At 60.8% G+C, this 21140-nt stretch carries 11 protein-coding genes; 5 read left to right on the top strand and 6 right to left on the bottom strand.

The window, feature by feature from the left end; genetic code table 11:
• Positions 1–52: 52 nt before the first annotated feature.
• The 5 genes from NKI64_RS13520 to NKI64_RS13540 all read right to left on the bottom strand — a co-directional run bounded on the left by NKI64_RS13520 (position 53) and on the right by NKI64_RS13540 (position 7091).
• Entirely contained in the window at positions 53–2023 is a 1971-nt protein-coding gene (locus tag NKI64_RS13520) for a CHASE2 domain-containing protein (protein ID WP_352518780.1), read from the bottom strand.
• Positions 2024–2113: 90 nt separating this feature from the next.
• A complete protein-coding gene (locus tag NKI64_RS13525) occupies positions 2114–2938 on the bottom strand; it encodes a FecR family protein (protein ID WP_031197857.1) in 825 nt (274 codons plus the stop codon).
• On the bottom strand, positions 2935–4152 hold the full coding sequence (locus NKI64_RS13530; protein ID WP_197031261.1) for a tetratricopeptide repeat protein: 1218 nt from the start codon (positions 4150–4152) through the stop codon (positions 2935–2937). Before NKI64_RS13530 ends, NKI64_RS13525 begins: the two co-directional genes overlap by 4 nt.
• Before the next feature lie 532 nt (positions 4153–4684).
• The gene (locus NKI64_RS13535) at positions 4685–5872 is read right to left on the bottom strand and encodes a magnesium transporter (protein WP_352668355.1); all 1188 of its coding nucleotides are present in this window, start codon (positions 5870–5872) and stop codon (positions 4685–4687) included.
• A gap of 502 nt (positions 5873–6374) precedes the next feature.
• Positions 6375–7091 (bottom strand): pentapeptide repeat-containing protein, encoded by a 717-nt coding sequence (locus tag NKI64_RS13540; RefSeq protein WP_023687777.1) that lies wholly within the window; start codon positions 7089–7091, stop codon positions 6375–6377.
• A 1444-nt stretch (positions 7092–8535) separates the two neighbouring features.
• Between NKI64_RS13540 and NKI64_RS13545 the strand changes: the two genes are divergently transcribed.
• Genes NKI64_RS13545 through NKI64_RS13560 form a run of 4 tightly spaced genes read left to right on the top strand, consistent with a single transcriptional unit; the run spans position 8536 to position 14118 of the window.
• The gene (locus NKI64_RS13545) at positions 8536–9984 is read left to right on the top strand and encodes a TolC family protein (protein ID WP_352668358.1); all 1449 of its coding nucleotides are present in this window, start codon (positions 8536–8538) and stop codon (positions 9982–9984) included.
• Positions 9985–10021: 37 nt separating this feature from the next.
• Positions 10022–12154 (top strand): type I secretion system permease/ATPase, encoded by a 2133-nt coding sequence (locus tag NKI64_RS13550; RefSeq protein WP_023687775.1) that lies wholly within the window; start codon positions 10022–10024, stop codon positions 12152–12154.
• A gap of 43 nt (positions 12155–12197) precedes the next feature.
• Positions 12198–13487 carry an HlyD family type I secretion periplasmic adaptor subunit gene (locus tag NKI64_RS13555; RefSeq protein ID WP_352668360.1) on the top strand — a complete coding sequence of 430 codons (1290 nt, stop codon included), beginning with the start codon at positions 12198–12200 and terminating at the stop codon, positions 13485–13487.
• Complete coding sequence (locus tag NKI64_RS13560) at positions 13477–14118, top strand: ribbon-helix-helix domain-containing protein (protein WP_023829118.1); 642 nt, start codon at positions 13477–13479, stop codon at positions 14116–14118. Before NKI64_RS13555 ends, NKI64_RS13560 begins: the two co-directional genes overlap by 11 nt.
• An 85-nt stretch (positions 14119–14203) precedes the next feature.
• On the opposite strand, the gene NKI64_RS13565 is transcribed toward NKI64_RS13560, so the two are convergent.
• Positions 14204–15142, bottom strand: coding sequence for a transglutaminase-like cysteine peptidase (locus NKI64_RS13565; RefSeq protein ID WP_023696389.1), 939 nt, complete (start codon positions 15140–15142; stop codon positions 14204–14206).
• 323 nt (positions 15143–15465) lie between these two features.
• On the opposite strand from NKI64_RS13565, the gene NKI64_RS13570 reads away from it, so the two are divergent.
• Positions 15466–21140: beta strand repeat-containing protein (locus NKI64_RS13570; RefSeq protein WP_352668364.1), on the top strand; the 5675-nt coding region annotated here is incomplete at its 3' end.

Genomic DNA, 21140 nt, shown 5'->3' on the forward strand with positions numbered 1-21140 from the left:
AGATGTCCGTCTGTGCCCGTGACAATTGCATCTTGCGATCCGCTGGATCCGATCAGCGGATGCTCCGGGTTCGGGGTGTCAGGTCAAGCGGCGCCATTTGCACGGATGGCGGCGAACCAACCACCATGGCGGGGGCGCCAGATTTCTCACCACGTTGGCTCTCTACTTCGCGGCTCATACCTTGTTGAGCAGCTTGCATCTCCGGAACGGTGAAAACCGGCACCTCGCCCTTGAAACCCTGGAGCTCAAAGGCGCCCGCCTGGACGACCGGCATCGATGCTGCTGCCGCAAAGCCGGGTCCAAGCACCAGGGGGATGCCCAGCTTCTTGGTCGTCGATTCGAGCCGTGCCGCGCGGTTCACGGGGGAGCCGATCGCGGTGTAATCGAAGCGCCGTTCGGAGCCGAAATTGCCTACCGAGCAGATGCCGGTCTCGATGGCGACGCCGATTTCGATGGAGCGATGGCCATCCGCGGTGAAGGCGGCGTCTTCGCGCCTCACCCGCTCGATAAGGGCCAGGCCCGCGTCGAGCGCACGCTCACGATGATCGGGTTGATCTAGCGGTGCGTTCCAGAAGGCCAGCACCGCATCGCCCATGAACTTGTCGATGGTGCCGTCGCGCTTGAGGATCTCATCGGTCGCAATGCCGAGGAAATGGTTGACCACCTTGGCGATCTCTTGGGTGTCGAGCTGTTCGCTCATGGTCGTGAAGCCACGTATGTCGCTGATCAAAATTGTGATCTCGCGCTTCTCGCCGGACAGGATTGCCTCGGTGTCCGAGCTTGCGAGGCGCTGCACCACGGAGGGCGACAGATATTGGGAGAACTGTCGCGTCAGGGTGGACCGGCGCTGCTCGCTGCGCCTGTAGAGGACATAGCCTTCGAAGCCCGCAACCATGATGGTTGCAAGCGCCGGCTGCAGCGGGTCATAGAGTGCACCCTGCAGGCTGTACTCGAGAGCGCCGAACACGAACGGCGTGAGGGCCAGCAGCGCCAGGGAGATGGCGCCAAGCACGACACGCCCGGCGAGCACTCCAGAAAGCCCGATGAAAACGACGGCACTGAGGAGAAACCAGAGCCGCTCGAGCATACGCGCGTGCGCTGGCTCTGCCAGGAAGCGCCCGGCAAGCATCTGGCCGATCGCATCGGCGTGGATCTCCGCTCCTGGTCGCGCTGGACTCGTCGGCGTGGGCAGGTACTGCGTCAGGCCCACAGCCGACAGGTCGACAATGGCGATGGCGTCCCGCAGCCGCGGATCGCCATGGCCCGAAAGGATAGTGCTGGCAGACAGGCGAGGCGTGTCCGTGGCGGTTTCCCAGAGGCGGATGCTCCCCTCCGGCTCGAGCGGCACAATGGCGCCTGCCATCCTGAGTGCGTCGAACCCGGCTGCATTCATCCGGGCTGTGTAACCGTCCTGTCCAGCGTAAAGGCGCAGGAGCTCGAGTGCGAAAGACGGCCACAGCTGCGCGCGTTGAGGGGTATTGCGAAGCCAGAGCAGCGGCACATGGCGCAGTACGCCGTCGGGATCGGGCAAGGTGCGAATCACGCCGAGGCCTGCGGCGGCGTTCGAGAATTCGGCAAGCGAGCCGGTAAGACCGGTGAAGCCGGGAAGTGTATCGGGTACTTGCCCGACGATCGACCAGCCGGCTTTGGGTTCTGCTTCTGAAACCGTCGCTTCATTGCCCAGGCTGACGGCAAGCGCCGTTCGATTTTTGGACAGCGCCGCTGCCAGGCGCTTGTCTCCGGCGATGCCCTCAGGCGAGGTGTCAGCCTCGGGGAGTACCAGCGCAAGCCCGACCACCGCCGCGCCGGATTGCGTGATGCCATCGACCAGATCGGCCAGGAGGCCACGGTTCCAGGGCCATCGCCCATGTGCCTTGAGGCTGTCGTCGTCTATCGAGACGATCACGACAGGATTGCTCGTCGCCTGGCGTGGGGCGAGAAACTGATAAAAGTCGTACGTCCGCTCACGCAGGCGCGACAACGGCCCGTCAAAAGCCAAATGGCAAGCGAGCAGCAGGAGCACGACCACAAGGCCGGATATTTTGCGCCTGCCGGCTTGCCGCCAATCAGCCCAGCGCCTACCAACCGAGTGGCTCATCTCGTGCAGCCAGGCCTAATCGCAGTTGTAGTAGTAGCAGCAACCCTCACCCTCACACTCGCCCCGCCGCCCCCCGCTGCCCGCAGGTGGCGTTGGGCTGTCAGGGAATTCCATGACCACTCCTGGCAGTGCGCCGTCCCTGGACCCGCAGACTTTGAGCGAGGAGCCTAGAGCCGACGCACAAATTGCGCTTACGTCCAACCCAGGACCCGGTGCGCCCGGCAGGCCGGTTCCCGCTATCCGGTCGATACTGTCCAAGATCGGGAAGGCGTCGATGCCGCCGTAGCCGGCCAGAAGCTTGCCATCGTCCGACGTGCAGGCGTAGCCCGGGTTCGTGATGACCAGCCGTTTGCCATTGATCGTGCAGGTCATACGGCCGGCGCGCAATATGCCGACGGTCTGGCCGGCTGCCACCAGCACTTCGATGATGCCGCCTCTCGCTCCGAGCACCATGTGTGGCGTCGCAACCTGCATGACGCCCCCTTTCGAAACCTGGCCGCCATAAAAACGGGCCAGGCCGCTGTTCATCCCGATGTCGATCTTTCCCGACCCGGAGCCCGGATTGTAGACGAACTCATCGATCGTCAGGCTGGTGTTTGGACCAATCTTGGCGCTCGATTCATCCCGGAACACCAGCATTCCGAGACCGGTGGGATTGCTGCGCAACTGGTCGCCGAGTTCGACGCCGGCGCCAACGTTCATCGTCCCGCCGTTATTGCGGACGATGATGGTCTGATAGGCCGTCATCGACCCGACCGTCTCAGCAGCGGATGGTGCCGCGAAGGCGAGGCAGGCGATAAAAATGACGATCAGATGATACCTCATCGCGGCCTCTTTCAATTGAGCGTCAACGTATAGCTCATGAGCATTTCGAACGATTTTCGGTCGCGGTTGGCGAGGGCGAAGTTGGTTTTGCGGTAGGCGAGATCGACGCTGATCTTCTGCGCTTCGGTCAGCTGAAAATCGCTTTCCGAGGCAATGCGCCAGAAGTCGCTCTTGATATTTGTGCCGATGCCGACGGACAGATCGGGAGTGTCGCTGTGGCCGGCCGATAAGGCGATCTGGTGCGACCATGCGAAAAAATCCGGTACGTTCATCAACAGGCCGCCATAGCGGACCTCGCCCGTATAGCTGCGGCTGATTTCGCCCGATCCGGAAGCGAAGTCATTCGAGCCGACAAAGCGCAAGCCGAGCGCCTGGCCATTGCGGAAGCGGTAGCTGCCGCCTGCCTCATAGAAGACCCTGCTATCCGCGAAAATGCCTTGCGAGGCGCTTAGATCGATGTAGCCGCCACCGGCGAAGAGCGTCGTCTCGACCGTCGGGCGAACGACGAAACGTCCACTGAGGCCGATACCGGTTTCGTAAATGTCGCTGTCGAAACGATCCGTAACGGTGAACGCGGAAAGCAGCAGGCGCAGCGAATCGATCCCGCTGTTGGGCAGTCCCTTGTCCCAGGTAATCGCTGCGTTGCCATGGATAAAAGTCTTCTCGCCACCCGGAACCGACAGGTCTTCCGTGAAAAGACGCTCAGTCGCGGTCAACGACCCCGAAAGAACGAGCGCGTCGGCACTTGGCGTGCCGAGGTCCCACCGCACAAAACCTTCCGCCTGCCCGTAAGGCGAGACGAAGCTGTCGTCGTCCTGCGCCCCGCCTGGCTCAAAATCGGTGAATGCGCTGAATACGCCGCCGGTCAGGGCGAGTTCCCAGGTGACGCCACGCAACGCGCGCTCGATGCGGGCGAGCAGGCGAACAGCTTCCTGTTGCTCACTTGCGGTCAGACCTCCGACTTCGATGCCGTACTGCACCTGCCGCCGGGCCAATTCATAGGACCCGACATGATAATACAAACGGCTGGCCGCAAGCCGGGCGCGCGCATCGCGCGGGTATTGGATCAGATACTGCTCGATCGAGGAGATCGCCTGATCGTATTGCCCAGCGTTGACCGCAACCGTGACGAATTGGGCGAGCGTTCCATTGTCGGCCGGACTGGCGATGCGGGCCGCAAACGCATCGTCATAGGCCCCAAAAAGACCTTGTGCGCCGGCCGGCAACACGCCGGCACAAAGCAGCGCTGCGGCGACGCCGAAGATCGTTCGAAACGAAGATTGCATGCCGAGAACCCACCCCAAACCCGACTAGTGCGAGGGATTTAGCACGACTGCAAGAAAAAGGCGACTGAACGGTCGCCTGACTTATGCGAGTCTCAGCAGCTGTTGCAGCTGCGCAACGAGATATCCGGTTTATTCCTTTTTCGGCTCCGCTGATTGTCAAAAACTCTTCTCAACATTGCTGCACGTGATTGAAGTATTTGGCCCAAGGCTTAACAAAATCAAATCTCATCAGCGTGGATCGCACAGCCGACAAGATTAATATTGGGTGGGCGATCCTGCGTATCTGGTCACCAGGCTTCAAGGTCACCCACGGCTTTTCCAAAGGCCTTCCGTCGCGTTTCGCAAGGGGCCGGAGAGCTGCCGGAAGGTGCTTCTCACGACGCGTGTGCGATTCGGCCCGGGTCTTGCAATTTCTTTGAACGCGAGGTCAGCTCATTGCCTCAACGCCCAGGGACGCGTCACCGCACGCAGCTTGCTACAGCACGAGCATGGTGGCCAGCCCCAGCATCAGGCCCATGCCTACAATATCGGTCACGGTGGTGAGGAAGATCGCCGAGGCGACCGCCGGATCGGCGCCTACCCGGCGCAGGCCCAACGGGATCAGCACGCCGGAGATGCCGGACATGAGGCACGCTCCGGACATGGCAAGCAGGATCACAAGTGCCAGCATCGGCGCCTGCGCCGCCGACTCCGGTTGCCTCGAGGCATAGAACCACATCGCCGCAGCCGCAACAACGCCGACGAGCACGCCGTTGGCGGCCGCGAGCGCGCCCTCTCTCATCACCAAGTGCAGCTTCGGTCGTTTGTCCACATCCCCCAGGGCAAGGCCACGCAGCGTCATAGCCAGTGCCTGGCAGCCGGTGTTTCCGCTCTGCCCGGCCAAGACCGGGAGAAACGCCGCCAGAGCGACGATCTTCTCGATCGTGCCTGTGAACGAACTGACCACGAATGCGGCCATGAAGGCCGTCAGGAGATTCAACTGCAGCCACGGATGACGCTTCAGGAAGGCTGAAAACAGCGGCGTAAAAGAGCGCTCCTCCTTCTGGAGGCCTACCATCTGGCCAGACTGGGCGGAAATCTCGATGATTTGCTGCTCGAACAATCGCCAGCCGCGAACCTGCCCGAGCAGCCGGTTCTCCGCATCCACCACCGGATAGACAGGATAGTGACGCCGTACCGCCGCCTTGCATGCGTTACTCAAAGAGAGACCGACATCAAGAGCGAACGGCCTGGGCAGCATGATGTGATCGACAATCGCGTCGGGTTCGCTCAGCATCAGATCGCGCAGGACCGCTAGGCCAACCAGTCTATTGCCCTCGTCCGTGACGTAGAGATAAGTGAGCTCGGTCGGCACCTGGGCGCCTCTGACAGCTTCCACCGCGGCAGCAACCGTCGTCCCGACAGGAACGCTGGCGGGGATCGGGTCCATCACGTCGACGAGCGACTCGGGGATCGCGAAACCCATCTCACCGTCATGAGAGCTGATAGGCCGCATATGCAGTGGCAAATGCTCGGCCACCTTATGGGCGTGCCCGTCCGGCAACAGCTTTAGTGTGTCGCGGATGAACTCGGGAGACTCTCTAGCGAGCAATTCAGCTGCGTCATCAGGTGCTCGAGCACGCAGCGTGCGCACCAACTTCTGAACGCCGGTCTCTTCGTTCATTTGCTATGGCCCCCCAATTGGAAAGTGAAAAAGTTGTGAAGTATCGGATCGCACCGGGGCGGAAATACGACAGCTTCTTCCGGCCCCAGCAGTCCGCTTTGTGGTTGTCGCAAGCGCCGCCTGCACACTCCTAGCTTGAGAAGGCAAAGCAGACGTCTACATTTTGGGCGTGCCTTCGGTCAGGTCAGCATGGGAGTGTCCGCTACTTCCCTCGCTTTTCAATCTTTAGATTTGGGAGGTCGGGTCGCTTGGATACCACACCGGCCTCCTTCAAGGCTGTGTATCCAACCTTTTTGAGGAGCTTCTCTGTTTTGGCGCGCTCCTTGTCCAGAGCGGTATCACCTTTGACCTTGGGCATCCGTCCTCCATTTGGTCGTTGTCGTTCGCCGGTAAATGAGATTGCCGGAAATGTCCCGCAGTGTCGTGCTTTGACCCGCGGCCGAGGACTGAATTGAGGCGCTTTGCCGCCCGGCAGCCTTTGGGCGGGAAGCGGACGGGCGGGCTATTCCTGCTGGAATTGACAGGGCCAATCTTCTGGCCTCGTCATGCCAGAAGGCAACTCGGTCCGGGCGTCTCCACAAGCCATGTTGAGCTGCCACTGGGACAGACCCGCCGAATTGGATAGATCGAGGCCCTCGATACGGGTCAGAAAGAAAAAAGCGCCGTCAAAGTCTATCGGTGCGGTGAACTTCGCTCCTCGGAAATCCGCCCGCGCGAGATTGGCAAACGAAAAGTGGCTGCCGCTGATATCGGCGTCATGGAACTGTGCACGCCCCAATTCCGCCTTTGTGAAATCAACATTGACCAGATTGGCGTTCTGGAAATTCGAGCGCTGCACTTCCGCGCCCGTAAACACAGCGCCCTGCGCGTCCATCTGGCTGAAGTCGGTCCTGTACGCCTCGATTTTGTCGAACCGGGCGCCTTTGGCGGTCGAGCCGGCCAGGGAAGCGCGCACAAGCGTTGCCTTCTCAAAATTTGCCGCAAGGAGATTGCTGTTCCTGAGGTCGGTCGAAGTGAAATCAACACCGAACAGGTTTGCCCCGCTCAGGTCCTGTCCTTCCAGGATGAGAAGCTTTTTGTCACACTCCTGCCAATTGACGCCAGGCGTCGCGGCTGCGTAGCAATCTTGAGCGGCGGTGGCGTTTTGCCAAGCCAATACAGTGCAAACCGCCAGAACCAAGCCGGATCCGCCGTAAGCTCTGGTTCGTCTCAAAGTCATTGTTGCTGGACCCTCTGCTACTCGTCGACAATCAGCCTTACCACATCTGCTGACACTCGAGCCACGGTAACGACCGCCGTCACAGTTGCGCATCAACGATCCGCCGATAGCCAGCGGCAGCTTGCGAAATTATCGAGAGGTGGGGAAAAGCTTTGACGGTAGAGTGCTTTTTCGCGGATGCGATCACAAAACAAAGAGTTCGGCGTAAGCCGTGAGTTATTGGTGGGCCCGGAGGGCGAACGGAAATTGTTGATTTTGCTGGATTTTGGTGGGCCAAAATCTGAAAGGTCCCGTATCATCCCGTATGCTCCCGCGACCCCAAACTGCCGACCATAGCTGACCTCGTTTTGCAAACGTTGGGAGACAGGGTCCAGAACGGCGGAAATGGGGACGATTGCAGATCGGCAGCTGTGGCAACAGCGCGCGACCAGCTGACGGTCTAGCGCCTCGATATGGCCGATGAGACTTGGGAAGTAACAAACAAGCGGCAGCTTGCAGGCAGTTGTGATCGGTGGAATGGATTTACGAGTCGAGGCGCCGGACCAGGACCGGCTCACTTGCCTCGAAGTTCAGCCTGTTGGAATGGCGCGGAGGAACGAGTAGTGGTATCTAACGAGCCGGCGGCCCTCGATGTTTGACCGCGCTCGTCCTGCAACTCTCGTATGTCGTCCCGCAAAGTGGTGGCGCAACCGACCACTTCGTTCCGCATTGTTTAAACAGCGTATGACTCAATTCCAGTCAGATTTTTTTCTGAGCTGCGAAAAGGCGGACACTAACCGTCAAAAAAATTGCGCTTTTGATTTTAACGGAAAATCGCCGCAAGAACTATTTTGAGGTTTCACCAGCTATCGGGTTCACTGGAGCGATTTTTGGACCTTGCGGCATTCGATGGCCTACAGAACCGCCTCAAAAAGTACCGTCACCTCTTCGGTTGACCGAGTCGTTGATCGGCCGTCATATGAGCCCTATGCTGGCACGCTGGCCAGTGAAGCAGTTGTCGGCCTTTATTCGCCGGCTCAGGGATTTATGCCCACGCTTCAGGTCGAAGAAAGACCGGGGTGTCGGTTCCAGGCTCTGGCAAGCGGGCTAAGATTATCCTGCCGATTGTAGCCGCCAACCAAGATGTTGTCGGTCACCTCGCTGAAAAAATACACCCAGAAATAGTCAAGCTATCAGGAGCAAATAGGTCGTAAGGTGGCCTTGCGGTCCTCCTTCCCGGAGCGGTTTCGCTTGCCTGTTCAAACTCGGACGGCTGTTACTCAAAAACCGCAGTGGGTATTTTATGTGCCATTTTTGCGACATTCTATAGAATTTTGCTTGAATTTAGCGTTTTAGCGGTCACTAAATCAATAAGTGCTCCCATATTTTGCAAATTTGTGAACAATCACGGTTGAGTTGTAACGCCTGGCAATAATGGCGCAGGGGAACGTTGGGGTGGGGTGAAATGAATACGACATCTATGTCGGCGATAGGCAAGCGCCTCGGCCTGCTGACGACGGTCGCCATATTGAGTTGTGGGAATGCTCACGCGCTCACTCTCCAGGAGGCGATGGCGGTTGCGGTGGAGTCCAACCCCGAAATTGGCCAAGCGATCGAAAACCGCGAAGCAATCGAATTCGAGCTACGCCAAGCGAAGGGACTTTATCTTCCCAGCGTCGATGTCGAGGCGTCGGCGGGGGTTCGTCGTCTCGACAATTCCTCCCGGCGTTCGCTGTCCATAGAGGATGACGCGCTCTATCCGTCGGAAGCCGATGTCGTTGTCACGCAGACGCTTTATGACAGCGGCGCAAGGCGGGCGGAACTGAACCGTCAGGCGTCGCGGGTCGACGGCGCATCGTTCCGGGTGCTGGAACGGTCTGAATTCATTGGACTGTCTGTCGTCCAGGACTATCTCGAATACATGCTGCAGGCTTCGATCGTTTCGGAAGCGAAGAAGAATCTGGGCTTTCACCAGGCAATCCTCGGCGACATCCGGCAAGGTATTGCAGGGGGCGCGTTGAACGAGGCTGATCGCCAGCAGGCCGAGGAGCGGCTGTTCGCTGCCAAGGCACGTGTGCAGGAGGCGACCGAAGAACTGGAGGCTTCCAAGATACGGTTCTTCAAGACGGTCGGTAAGCCGCTGACCAACGCGTCAAGGCCGAGCGATGTCTCGAGCGCGCTGCCAAGGTCGCTCGACGACGCGCTAGGGCTGGCGCGACAGAACAATCCGCGCGTCCACATGGCCAACAGCGATATCGACGCCGCCGCCTCCCTGGTGGATGCGGCGCGGGCGAAATTCGGGCCCTCCGTCATCGCCGAAGGCCGCGCCCGCGGCGGCTATGACATCGACGGCGACGATGGCGACGCTAGCGACCTGCAGGCGCGGCTGGTGCTGCGCTGGAACCTCTATCGCGGCGGCATCGACAAAGCCAACGAGCAAGAGCAGGTCCGCCGCACCAGCGAGCAGCGCCTTGTGCTGCACCAGGTTCTGCGCGAGATCGAGGAAGCCGTCCGTACGTCATGGGATCGCCGCTTCCGGCAGGCCGATCTGGCAAAGACATTGAAGCTTCAGGCTGCCGCCAACGAAAGGCTGGTGGCGTCCTATCGCGAGCAGTTCAAGGTCGGACAGCGCTCGCTGCTCGACGTGCTCGACGCGCAGAACACGCGGTTCAACACAGCTACGCTTGCCGACACCGCATCCTACGCGTCGCTTTTCGCGCAGTACCGGCTGCTGGCGGCAACCGGGCAGTTGCTGAAGACCATGAATCTTCAGCCGGCAAAACAGGCCACCGCCTATGCCAAGGCCGAGTTCAATGCGCCTGAAACGGCCGACACCGAAACCTATGCGCGCACGCCGTCGGAGCAGACGAACGATCTGCCTTTCGACATCCTCGCACCGGTAAGAAAGAAGTAGGAAGGTCAAGGACGAACGATAGTCCTGCGGGCCAATCGTGAACCCACAACCCAAAATCCTCTCCCCAAAAGAGGCGTTCAAGGCCTGCTTCTCCGCTGTTGCCGGGTACCTCGGCAGGCCGAGTTCCGAGACCGTGCTGTTTGCCGGCGTGCCGCTGTCAGACACCCGCATCGATATCGACGCCATCCGGCATCTTGCCGAACGCATCGGTCTTGAAATCACGGAATTCAGCCATCGCGACTTTCTTCGCGGACGCATCGACCTTCCCGCCATTCTGTTTCGCGTCAGCCAGTTGCCTGTAGCGCTGCTTGCCCAGACCGAGGACGGTGGATTTACGACCGCTCCCCAGGAAGACGGCCGCACGACAATCAGCAAATCCGAGTTTTCCGGAAGTTATATTAGTGGCGGCGTTTCCTTCTCGATAACCTATGCCAACGCAGTAGAGGCGATGAGCGTCGGTTCGGCGGCCAAGATCGAGCGGCGACATTGGCTGACCGGCACGATGGGGCCGTTCTGGCGCACCTATTCGAAGGTCATCCTGTCGGCGGTATTCATCAATCTGCTGGCTCTTGCCTCACCGATCTTCACCATGAACGTCTACGACAGGATCTTGCCGAACAAGGCGATATCGACTCTCTGGGTGCTGTCGATCGGGATCGGCGCGGTCATTCTGTTCGACCTGCTCTTGAAGACCGCCAGAGCGTCACTGATCGACTATGCCGGGCGCAAGGCCGATCTTCGCATCTCCTATATGCTTTTCGAGAAGGTGCTGAACTCGTCCTTGTCGGCAAGGCCCGGCTCAACCGGCGAATATGCAAATCGGGTGACCCAGTACGAGTTCGTGCGCGAGTTTTTCACGTCGAACACCATCAGCGTCTTCATCGACACAGCCTTCGTCTTCGTCTTTCTTCTTGTCATCTATGCGATAGGCGGTTGGCTGGTCGTCATACCGGCCATTGCCTTTGTCGCCTCGGTGATCGTCGGGCTGATCACGCAACGGCGCATCGGCAAACGCGTTGCCGCTTCCATGAACGAGGCTTCGCAGCGCCAGGCCCTGCTGGTGGAATCCATCTCCACGCTGGAAACGATCAAATCGCTGCGGGCAGAGGCGTACCTTCTGCGAAAATGGGCGGAGCATTCCAAGAACGCATCCAACACGTCCGAGAAGATCAAACAGCTTTCGGCTGCCGCCGGCAACATAACCCAAGCCATCCAGCAGATGGTCACCGTCGCTTTGATCGTGGCCGGCGCCTATGCCTTTTCGGAAGGGCATGTCTCGACCGGCGCCATCATCGGCACCGTCATGCTGGCGGGCCGGGCGGTGGCCCCGCTTGGGCAGATTGCGATCACCTTGTCCAGACTTCGCCAGGCGATGCTGTCCCTGCGAATGGTGAATTCGATCATGGCGCAGCCTGAGGATCGGCCGGACACGGTTGGTTTCGTCAACCGCCCCATTCGCAACGGTGCAATGGCATTCAGGAATGTCGGCTTTGTCTACCCGGGTTCCGAAAACGAAGTGCTGACCGGCCTGAATTTCTCGGTGAAGCCCGGTGAGCGGATTGGCATCATCGGCCGCATAGGCTCGGGAAAGACGACCATGGGGAGGCTGATCGGCAGGCTTTTCCTGCCGACCTCCGGCGAGCTGCTGCTGGACGGGATCGACATCCGCCAATACCACCCATCTGAGGTTCGCGCCGCGGTCGGGATCGTCGCGCAAGCCAACGATCTATTTTCCGGCACCATCAAGGAAAATCTCCTGATGGCGTGCCCGGAGGCGACCGATGAGCAGATCGTCGACGCGGCCAAGGCTGCCGGCGTCGACGACTTCGTCTCCCGCCATCCGCGAGGTTACGACATGAATGTCGGCGAGCGCGGCACCAATCTCTCGGGCGGTCAGAGGCAGACAATGGCAATTGCCCGCCTGTTGCTGACCAAACCGAAAATCGTGTTCCTGGACGAGCCGTCCGGCTCGATGGATCTGGCTTCCGAGCGCCAGCTGATCAAGCAGCTCAAAGTGGCTTTCGATCGCAACACGACCCTGATCGTTTCGACGCACCGCTTCAGCATGCTCGAGCTGGCCGACCGCCTCATTGTCATCGAGCAGGGCAAGATCGTTGCCGATGGACCGAAAGACCAAGTGATACAGGCGCTGCAGAAAACAAGCGCCTGACGAACAGACTTATGCGTGAATACAACACGTTGGGGCGTTGGAAATGCTAGCCAGGGAAGACCGTCCGCCGCTTTTTGCGTCGGCTTCGATATTCATTATCGGAGCGCTTTTTGCGAGTTCGGTAGCCTGGGCATCCTTCGCCGAGGTCGATGAAATCGCACGCGGCGACGGCAAGATCATACCGGCGTCGAAGACCCAGATCATCCAGGCCAGCGAGCCGGGCGTGGTTCAGGAAATCGCCGTGACGATCGGTCAGGTCGTCAAGAAGAATGACCTCATCATTCGTCTCGACAACACCTTCAACACTTCCAGCCTTGGCGAGCAGCAGGCCAAAGCTCGGGCGCTGCAGACGCGCATTGCACGGCTCCAATTCGAACAGACCGGCAGTCTCGAGGGCGCGTTTCCCTGCCCACCCGAGATCCAGAAGGTGGCGCCGGAAATCTGCGACAACGAGCAGAAGCTGCTGATCGCGCGGCGCGACAACTTCGAAGTCAAACTGTCGGTTCTCAAGTCGCGCCTCGATCAGCGTGAGAAGGAACTCGACGAAGCCAACGCCAATGCCGATCGCCTCACCAAGAACCTGGCCGTCAGCGACCAGGAGGCGAAGCTGGTCGAAGCGATGGTCAAGAAGGGCCTGATGGCGCGAACCGAGCAGCTCCGCGTCGAGCGCGAGCAGACCGAACTCAATGGTCAGCTGACGCTTGCCGGAGAGACCATCAAGAAAGCCAGGTCTGCCATCACGGAAGCCAAGCTTCAGGTCGACGAACTTGGCCTCCAGCTGCAACAGGAAGCGCTCAGCGATCTGACGCAGGCGCTGGCCGATCTCTCGGTGGTGGACGAGACGATACGCGGTGCCACCGACAAGGTGGCGCGTACCGATATCCGTTCGCCTGTCGATGGTATCGTCAACACGCTTGACATCAACACGGTCGGCGCCTTCGTCCAGCCCGGCGCGGTCGTCGCGGGTATCGTGCCGACGTCCGAGACCCTGCTGGTCGAAGCCCGGGTCTCACCGCGGGACGTCGCCTTCATCCGGCCGGGCCAGGATGCCCTGATCAAGGTGACCGCCTATGACTTCTCGATCTTCGGCGGCATCGAAGGCAAGGTGTCGAACATCACTGCCGACAGCCTTGTCGACCAGAAGACCGGCGAACCGTACTATCAGGTGCGTGTCGCCACCGACAAATCGACCCTGACACGCGACGGCAAGACCTATTCGATCATCCCCGGCATGATCTGTTCGGTCGACATCAAGACCGGACGCAAAACGATTCTCACCTACCTTCTGAAACCAATCAACAAGGCGCGGGAGGAGGCAATGAGTGAGCGATAGTGCGATCGCCCGCCCGGTCGATCGCGACCGGCTGCTGCCACCGCTGGCGAGTGAGGATTTCGGTCTCGAGTTCCGGGTTGTGGCGCGTGGCGGCATGCGCCGCGGCATTCGTCTGGAACGGGCGTTCTGGACATCGCTGAAGCAGATGGCGGAAAGCCGCAAATGCACGATCGGCACACTGATCGAGGAAATTGCAGAGAGCCACGCCAACGCCGGAAACCTGACATCGGCAATTCGCGTAGCCTGCATGCGTGGATTGGCCGACCAAAACCTCACCTTGCAGAGGCTCGCGTCGATCAAGACCATCAGCGCCATTCTCGTCGCCTGTCCCTCGCCGGCCTTTGCCCTGGCATCGTCGAAGAAGATCCTGACCTTCAACGCGCCGTTCCAGCAACTGGTGCGGCGGCAATTGCCGGTGGCGCCGAACGAGGACGCGCGCCAGGATCTCAAGCTGGCGCTGGACCTCAATGTCGCCGACATATTCGCTAGGCTCGACGCCAATGGCGAGACGCCGGTCGCGACCGGTTTCGTCATAGGCGCCGGCGACCGCCGCTACCGCGGTCAACTGAGCGCGGTGCGGGCGCCGGTGGTCGAGCCGGAACTGCTGATGGCGTTCGTCTTCGGCGGCTAGAGCAATTCCGGGAAAAGTGTGAGCGGTTTTCGTGGAAAATTGCGTCAAACAAGAGATAGAGCGCTCAAGACTCTCTGATGGGAGCTTACGGCTGCACACCTTCACCAGGCGCGACCGTCGAAAGGCCGCCCTTGATATCGGCTATTTGAGCAGAACCGGTCTTCGCGCCATGGATCCACGCGCGATCGGTGCTGAACGAATACAGCGGCACGTAGGTCGGCAGGTCTGTGTCGCGGGAAACTACATTGCTCAAACTGTCGAGAATGAAGACGCCGCTGCCGGTGCTGACCGACAGCACGGCATGAAAGAAACCGCGCTTGCGATCCTGCAAGACGACCAGCGACATGCTCTGCGCCGGGATGCCTGCATGCAGCAGCGCGGCCATCTTGAGGATGGCGAAATCCTCGCAGTCCCCTGCCCGCCGCTCAAGGATTTCCCGGGGCTTGGCCCAGTAGTCGAGCTTGCCGTAAACCACGCTGTCCTTCTTGTAGGCGATGGCGCGATTTATACTTGAGTTGACGAAGGACAACTTGTCGATGAAGCGCTTGTTCCCGGCTGCCTTGACGATCTCGGCAAAGGCGCTGTTCTTGCGTTCGCACGCGCTGCTCGCGGTACAGTCGACAATTGCCTTGTAGACCGGCGCCCAGCGCGCCGAAACCGGGAAATTGCGCATCGACAGGGCAACAGAACCGAACACGCCGGGAATGATCGCCGCCGTCTGGATCAGGTCGATCCCGGCGGCGGGCGGCGCGATCGAAGAACCACGCTTTTCATCAACGGCAACAGAGCTGCTGAAAATCATGCCGATCCGGTAGGCTGAAACCGGCTGCCATGGCTGCGGCCGAGCCAGCGAAACGCCGCCGAGACTGGACGGGGTTTCGACCGCCGCCAGAACTCCAGCGGCAGCGCCGGCATTCACGGCAATTGCTTTCGCGGATGATGGCTGCGGCAGGCTTGCAATCGCCATTGCCAGCAGGAGGAGCCTGAGCCCGGTTATTCCCAGGGCAGATTTTTCTTTTTTCATGACGCCCACCTCTTGACTGTGGACGGTACCAATATTGTCTCAAATTACTGGAAAGGAAGGTGGATAAGTTTCCTTCAATCGGGAATACCTATTTTGTGTAAAACTTTATTCAAATTTATACTTCTGTTTACCAATCCAGCTCAGCCGGCGGATATCAAACGAAGCGCGGCGCGGCCAATGTATATCAGATTATATCTTCCGGGTTTACCACACGTAAAAAATGCCGAGACTTGCATACCGGGATATATGAAATTGATTGCGGGACAGTTGCAAAGCAGAAGTCGTCACTGTCTCTATCCGGGAAATGCCGGAGGGGTTTGGCGATGACGACCAGTAACGATTTGGATACCGTCTCGAATTCTTGGGACGAGCACTCTTCACATGAACATGGCGGCTCGCCATCGCAGGCAGGCATCCAGGTAGCGCAGGTCGCTCAGGCGGCGCCTGCCGAGCCGGTGCCGGTCGATGTCGGCAGTGGCGCACCCGTTCAGCCGGCAGCACCCGCGGAGGCGAAAGCGCCGGCGGCAGCCGCGCCGCATGAATACGTGGCCGACGCCAGCAACATCGTGAAACTTCCGGCGGACGTCTCCATCGACAACATCAAGGTCGACGGCCACAATCTGTTGCTGGAACAGGCCGACGGTTCAGTCATCCTCATCAAGGATGGCGCGCTCAACGTGCCGACCTTCATCATCGGTGATGTCGAAGTTCCGCGCGTGGCCTTGCTGGCCGCTCTTGAAGCGAGCCACGTCGATGTCGCCTTCGGTGCCGATGGTTCGATCTCGGCCGGCCCGGGCGGCGCCCCAGGCAGTGCCGGCGGCGACTTCACCATTCCCCCAGGTGGTATCGGCGACGGCTTCGATCTTTCCGCATTGTTGCCGCCGACGGACCTGCAATTTGGACGGCTGGAGCCGCGTGAGCTGACGATCGGGGTCAGGGAAGAAGATACGACGCCGACAATCGACATTGGCTCCGGATTTGTCGTCAACGAGGCCGCGCTTGCCGACGGGACGGACCCGGCCAGCACCGCCGAGCAGGTTTCAGGGACCTTCAACATCGTCTCGGGTGATGGCATCGGGACGCTTGTCATTGACGGTGTGGACGTAACCAACGGCGGCAGCGTTGCCGGGCAATACGGCACGCTCGTGGTCACCGGCAATCCGACGAACGGCTATAGCTGGATTTATACCCTTGCCGACAACACTCTTGATCATCACGACATCTCATCGACCGGAACGACCGAGGGGGTTTCCGACAGCTTTGCCGTCGTGGTTACAGACACAGACAATGATCCGGCCACCGCGACCCTCAATATTGGTGTGCTGGACGACGGCCCTACGCTTTCGGTCCAGGCAACCGCGCAAGCGGCACAGTTGCTTTCAGTCGAGCTCGACGAGACGGTCGGCGGCGACCGCTATAATGCCGGCGAGACCGAAGATGCCGGCGGCAACGCCAACACCGATGACGGCGTTGGCCTGGCCCAGGTGACGACCGGCCTGGCGGGTGGCCTTTCTTCGCTGTTCGCCGTTGGCGGCGTCTACGGTGCCGACGGGCCAGGCAGCACGACCGCGCAGTTGGCATTCACCGGCATTTCGGCCGGTGGCCTTGCCACGAATCTCATTGCCACGAACGGCGGGGCCATTACGCTCTTCCTCGAAGGAGGAGTGATTGTCGGCCGCGACACGCAGGGTGATCAGGTCCTGACCATTGCGATCACCGGCGCGCCCGGCGCAGAGCAGTTGCAGACCACGCTCTACGAAGCGCTCAACCATGGCGCCGACGGCAACAAGTTCGATTCCGAACTCAATCTGTCGCTGACCAATGGCGGCCAGGTTCAGCTGCAATATGAGGTAACGCGCCAGGACGGCGACGGCGACACCATTACCGAGAAGGCGACCGTCGACCTGATCAACGGCCAAGGCTCCGCATTCTCCTTCGACGACGATGGGCCAAGCCTAACGGTCGGCGCCCACGATGGAGCGGCTGGCCTGCTTTCCGTCGAGCTTGACGAGACGGTTGGCGCGGATCGCTACAATGGCGCTATCGGCGAGACCGAAGATGCCGGCGGCAACGCCAACACGGATGATGCCGGTCCGGGCCTGGCGCAGGTCAACACCGCGGTAGCAGGCGGACTGACCAATCTGTTCACTGTCGGCGGCAGCTATGGTTCGGACGGTCCTGGTACCGTTACCGGGAATCTGAGCTTTACCGGCATTCCGGCCGGTGGCCTTGCCACGAATCTCACCGCCACCGACGGCGGCGCCGTCACGCTCTTCCTCGAAGGAGGAGTGATCGTCGGCCGCGACACGCATGGCGATCAGGTTCTGACCATCGCGATCACCGGGGCGCCTGGCGCCGAGCAGCTGCAGACCACGCTCTACGAAGCGCTCAACCATGGCGCCGACGGCAACAAGTTCGATTCCGAACTCAATCTGTCGCTGACCAATGGCGGCCAGGTTCAGCTGCAATATGAGGTAACGCGCCAGGATGGCGACGGCGACACCATCACAGAGAAGGCGACCGTCGACCTGATCAACGGCCAAGGCTCCGCATTCTCCTTCGACGATGACGGGCCGAAGGTTACTGGCACCGCCCAGGTCACCGCGAATGTCGACGAAGACGGTCTGCACAACAGCCAGTCCACCGGAAATGCCGACAATCTTCAGCCTGGCGAAGTGACCGGAACAAACTCCGCGGTTGCCATCGGTGCTGCCGGCGCATTGAATGCAATCGTCGACTTCGGCTCTGACGGCCCGAATGCGACTTCGGCCTTCGGCCTTGTCACCCAAACCACCCCATCGGATTCGGGATTTGATTCGAAAGGCGGCAATGTCCTCATCGTCTCCGACGGCACGACCCTGACCGGCTATGTCGATGTAGGCGCCGGTGCCGGCTATCAGGCGGGCACGGATCGTCCTGTTTTCACCCTGACCGTCGGTGCGGACGGCTCCTATGTCTTCACCCTGATCGATCAGATCGATCATCCGACTCTGGATATGCTCCCGGGCGACAACACCGAAAATACGCTTGCCAATGGCGGTATCGATCTTTCGGCCTTTGTCGTTGCCATGGACGGTGACGGCGATACCATCGGACTGGCGGCTGGTACATTCAAGGTCCAGGTGCTCGACGACGTTCCGCAGATCGTCGCGCGGGATGCCGGCACGACGACCACAACCACGACCGAAACGATCGTCTACACGCTGCAGGCCGGCAACACCGATGTTCGCGGCATGGATGGCGCAGGCAACCACGACATCAAGCTCAGCGCCGTCGACATCAACGAAGGCGACAATTCCGTCAACACCACCGGCACCAAGATCGGCGTTGGCGACGGCCAGATCATCGACGGATACGAAACCCATCCGCATTTGACCGGCCCCGAAATCGTGACGATGGACTTCGTCAACAATCTTGTCATCGCCCCCAACAATCCGAATCCGCCCAGCATCACCGACGGTGGTTCATACGACGTCGACTCGGTCAAGTTCACGATCGATGTTGCGGAAGCCCAGGGTGTCGAAGCCGCCGTGATGTTCATCGGCGCCAAGGACGGTGGCACATTCGAGCCGTTCACCGTGAGCATCAATGGTGTGCTGACGGCCGGCACGGCTGTCTTCGAGGGCGGCGTGCAGGTGGGCTATGCCTTCGCCGGCGTGCCCGATGGTGCGACTGCCGAGGTCATCGGCAGCACCCCGTTCGACCAGCTCAAGGTGGGCAACTACAACGATTTTACCTTCGATTCCAACGCTGGCGGAACCGATGCGACCCTGACTGGCGGCAACCCGTTCAAGATCTTCGGCATCGAAGCCAAGGTCACGACAGTCACAACGCAGACCGAGGTCTTCCGGGTCAGCCACGACGAGTCCGCCGGCGTCAACAACGCCGCAGATCCCAATCCGGCGGATGACACCGCTCTCTCCCCGCCAGCTCTGGTGGACGAGCCGGGGGCGTTGGGCTACGCAAAATCGTCAGCCAGCGCGCTCGGCCTTTTCAACGCCTCGGTCGGCGCCGATGACGACGCGACATTCTCGTTTGCCGTCACCGACGCGATTGGCAATCCGCTGTCAAACGTCGATTCCGGCCTGAAGACACTCGACGGCTCGGCGATCATGCTCTCGACAAATGCGGACGGCGTTCTCGTTGGTTCTGCCAACGGCGTCGACGTCTTCAAGGTTTATGTCGATCCGACCGGAGCGGTCTGGATCGGGCAATATCAGCCGATCGCTCACAATGTCGACGGTTCAAGCACCGCAGCCTTTGACGACATAGCGACCGTCGCCGCCGACCTGCACGTCAAGGCCACCATCACCGATTTCGACGGCGACACGAGCACCGCCGTATCCCATGTCGCGTTGAGCATCGAATTCCAGGATGATGGCCCGGTTGCGGTCAACGATCAGGACTCGGTCACCGAAGATGGGCCGCTCACGGCAGACGGCAATGTGATCACGGGCGTGGGTGGCGCCGACGCAAACGCAACCGACGGCCACGCGGATCACCTCGGCACCGACGGCTTGGGCTCGATCACCTGGGACGGCGCCGTTGCCAACCACGTTGCTGGAACCTACGGCCAGCTTACGGTGGGCGCCGACGGCAGCTACACATATGTGCTCTACACCCAAGCCCAGAACCCGGCCGGGTATGCCGCGGTACAGGCGCTGGATGTCGGCCAGACCGTGGCCGAGAGCTTCGACTATGCTGTGGCGGATGGCGACGGCGATACCGCTCTGGCGTCCCTGACCATCACCATCAACGGCACCAACGACGTGCCGCAGATCGTCGTCGACCAGGGCAACCCGGCCGGCGCGCACGACCTGGTCTATGAAGCCGGCCTTGCGGCGGGCTCGGCGGCCGGCAACGGCAGCACGGTGGCGACCGGCACCTTCACGGTATCGGACCCCGACGGCCTCGACGACGTCCAGAGCGTCACCATCGGCGGCACCACGGTTGCCATCGGCAGCCTCGACGGTTCGACCTTCCCGGGCGACCACGGCACGCTGCTGATCACCGGCTACAACGCGGTAACTGGCGTAGCGACCTACCAGTACACGCTGACCAGTCCGACCACGGACGTTCCCGCGGTCACCGAGACCGAGACCTTCTCGCTCACCGTGTCGGACGGCACCTCCTCGTCAGCCCCGGCGGCAATCGTCATCGCCATCGTCGACGACGTGCCGACGGCCACCGCCGACAGCGGCAATGTCAATGAAGGCGCCCTGCTGACGGTCGCCGCGACCGGCGTGCTGGGCAACGACGTGGCCGGCGCCGACGGCGCCACCATCGATGGCGTGCGCGCCGCCGGCGGCAACACCACGACGGCCGTATCGGGCGGTGTCGGCACCGACATTGCCGGCCTGCACGGCACTTTGCATCTCAACGCCGACGGCTCCTACACCTACCAGTCGACGGCCAACAACATCGCCGCCGACACCACGGACGTGTTCGTCTACACGCTCAAGGACGGTGACGGCGACCTGTCGACGACGACGCTGACCATCAACCTGGCCGATGCCGGGCTTGTTGCACCGGCCGACAACGACGTGACGGTCAACGAAGCCGCACTCGACACCACCACGAGCGGCGCCGACCTTGCGCACGGCTCGGTGACCGGCTCGCTGCCGGCCCTGGCCACCGAGACCGATGCCTCCAACCAGCTCAACGCCACTGGCGGCTTCGCACCGCTGACCTATCAGCTGCTGAGCGGCGGCAATGCCGCCACCGCAGGCACCTACGGCACCATCCAGGTCAATACCGACGGCACCTATGTCTACACGCTGACCTCACCGGTGCATGGACCGGCGACCGCCGGTACCGACACCGTCAACGCCGCAGAGAGCTTCACCTACAAGGTCACCGACGCCAACGGCAACACCACCACCGGCACCATCAACGTCGCCATCGTCGACGACGTGCCGACGGCCACCGCCGACAGCGGCAATGTCAATGAAGGCGCCCTGCTGACGGTCGCCGCGACCGGCGTGCTGGGCAACGACGT

The organism is Mesorhizobium sp. M0478 (assembly GCF_040321305.1).
GTDB lineage: Bacteria > Pseudomonadota > Alphaproteobacteria > Rhizobiales > Rhizobiaceae > Mesorhizobium.

Bases quoted from the DNA above. Each gene is read 5' to 3' on its own strand.
- NKI64_RS13535 (WP_352668355.1), bottom strand. From the start codon at position 5,872: ATGAACGAAGAGACCGGCGTTCAGAAGTTGGTGCGCACGCTGCGTGCT.
- NKI64_RS13565 (WP_023696389.1), bottom strand. From the start codon at position 15,142: ATGAAAAAAGAAAAATCTGCCCTGGGAATAACCGGGCTCAGGCTCCTC.
- NKI64_RS13540 (WP_023687777.1), bottom strand. From the start codon at position 7,091: ATGACTTTGAGACGAACCAGAGCTTACGGCGGATCCGGCTTGGTTCTG.
- NKI64_RS13545 (WP_352668358.1), top strand. From the start codon at position 8,536: ATGAATACGACATCTATGTCGGCGATAGGCAAGCGCCTCGGCCTGCTG.
- NKI64_RS13555 (WP_352668360.1), top strand. From the start codon at position 12,198: ATGCTAGCCAGGGAAGACCGTCCGCCGCTTTTTGCGTCGGCTTCGATA.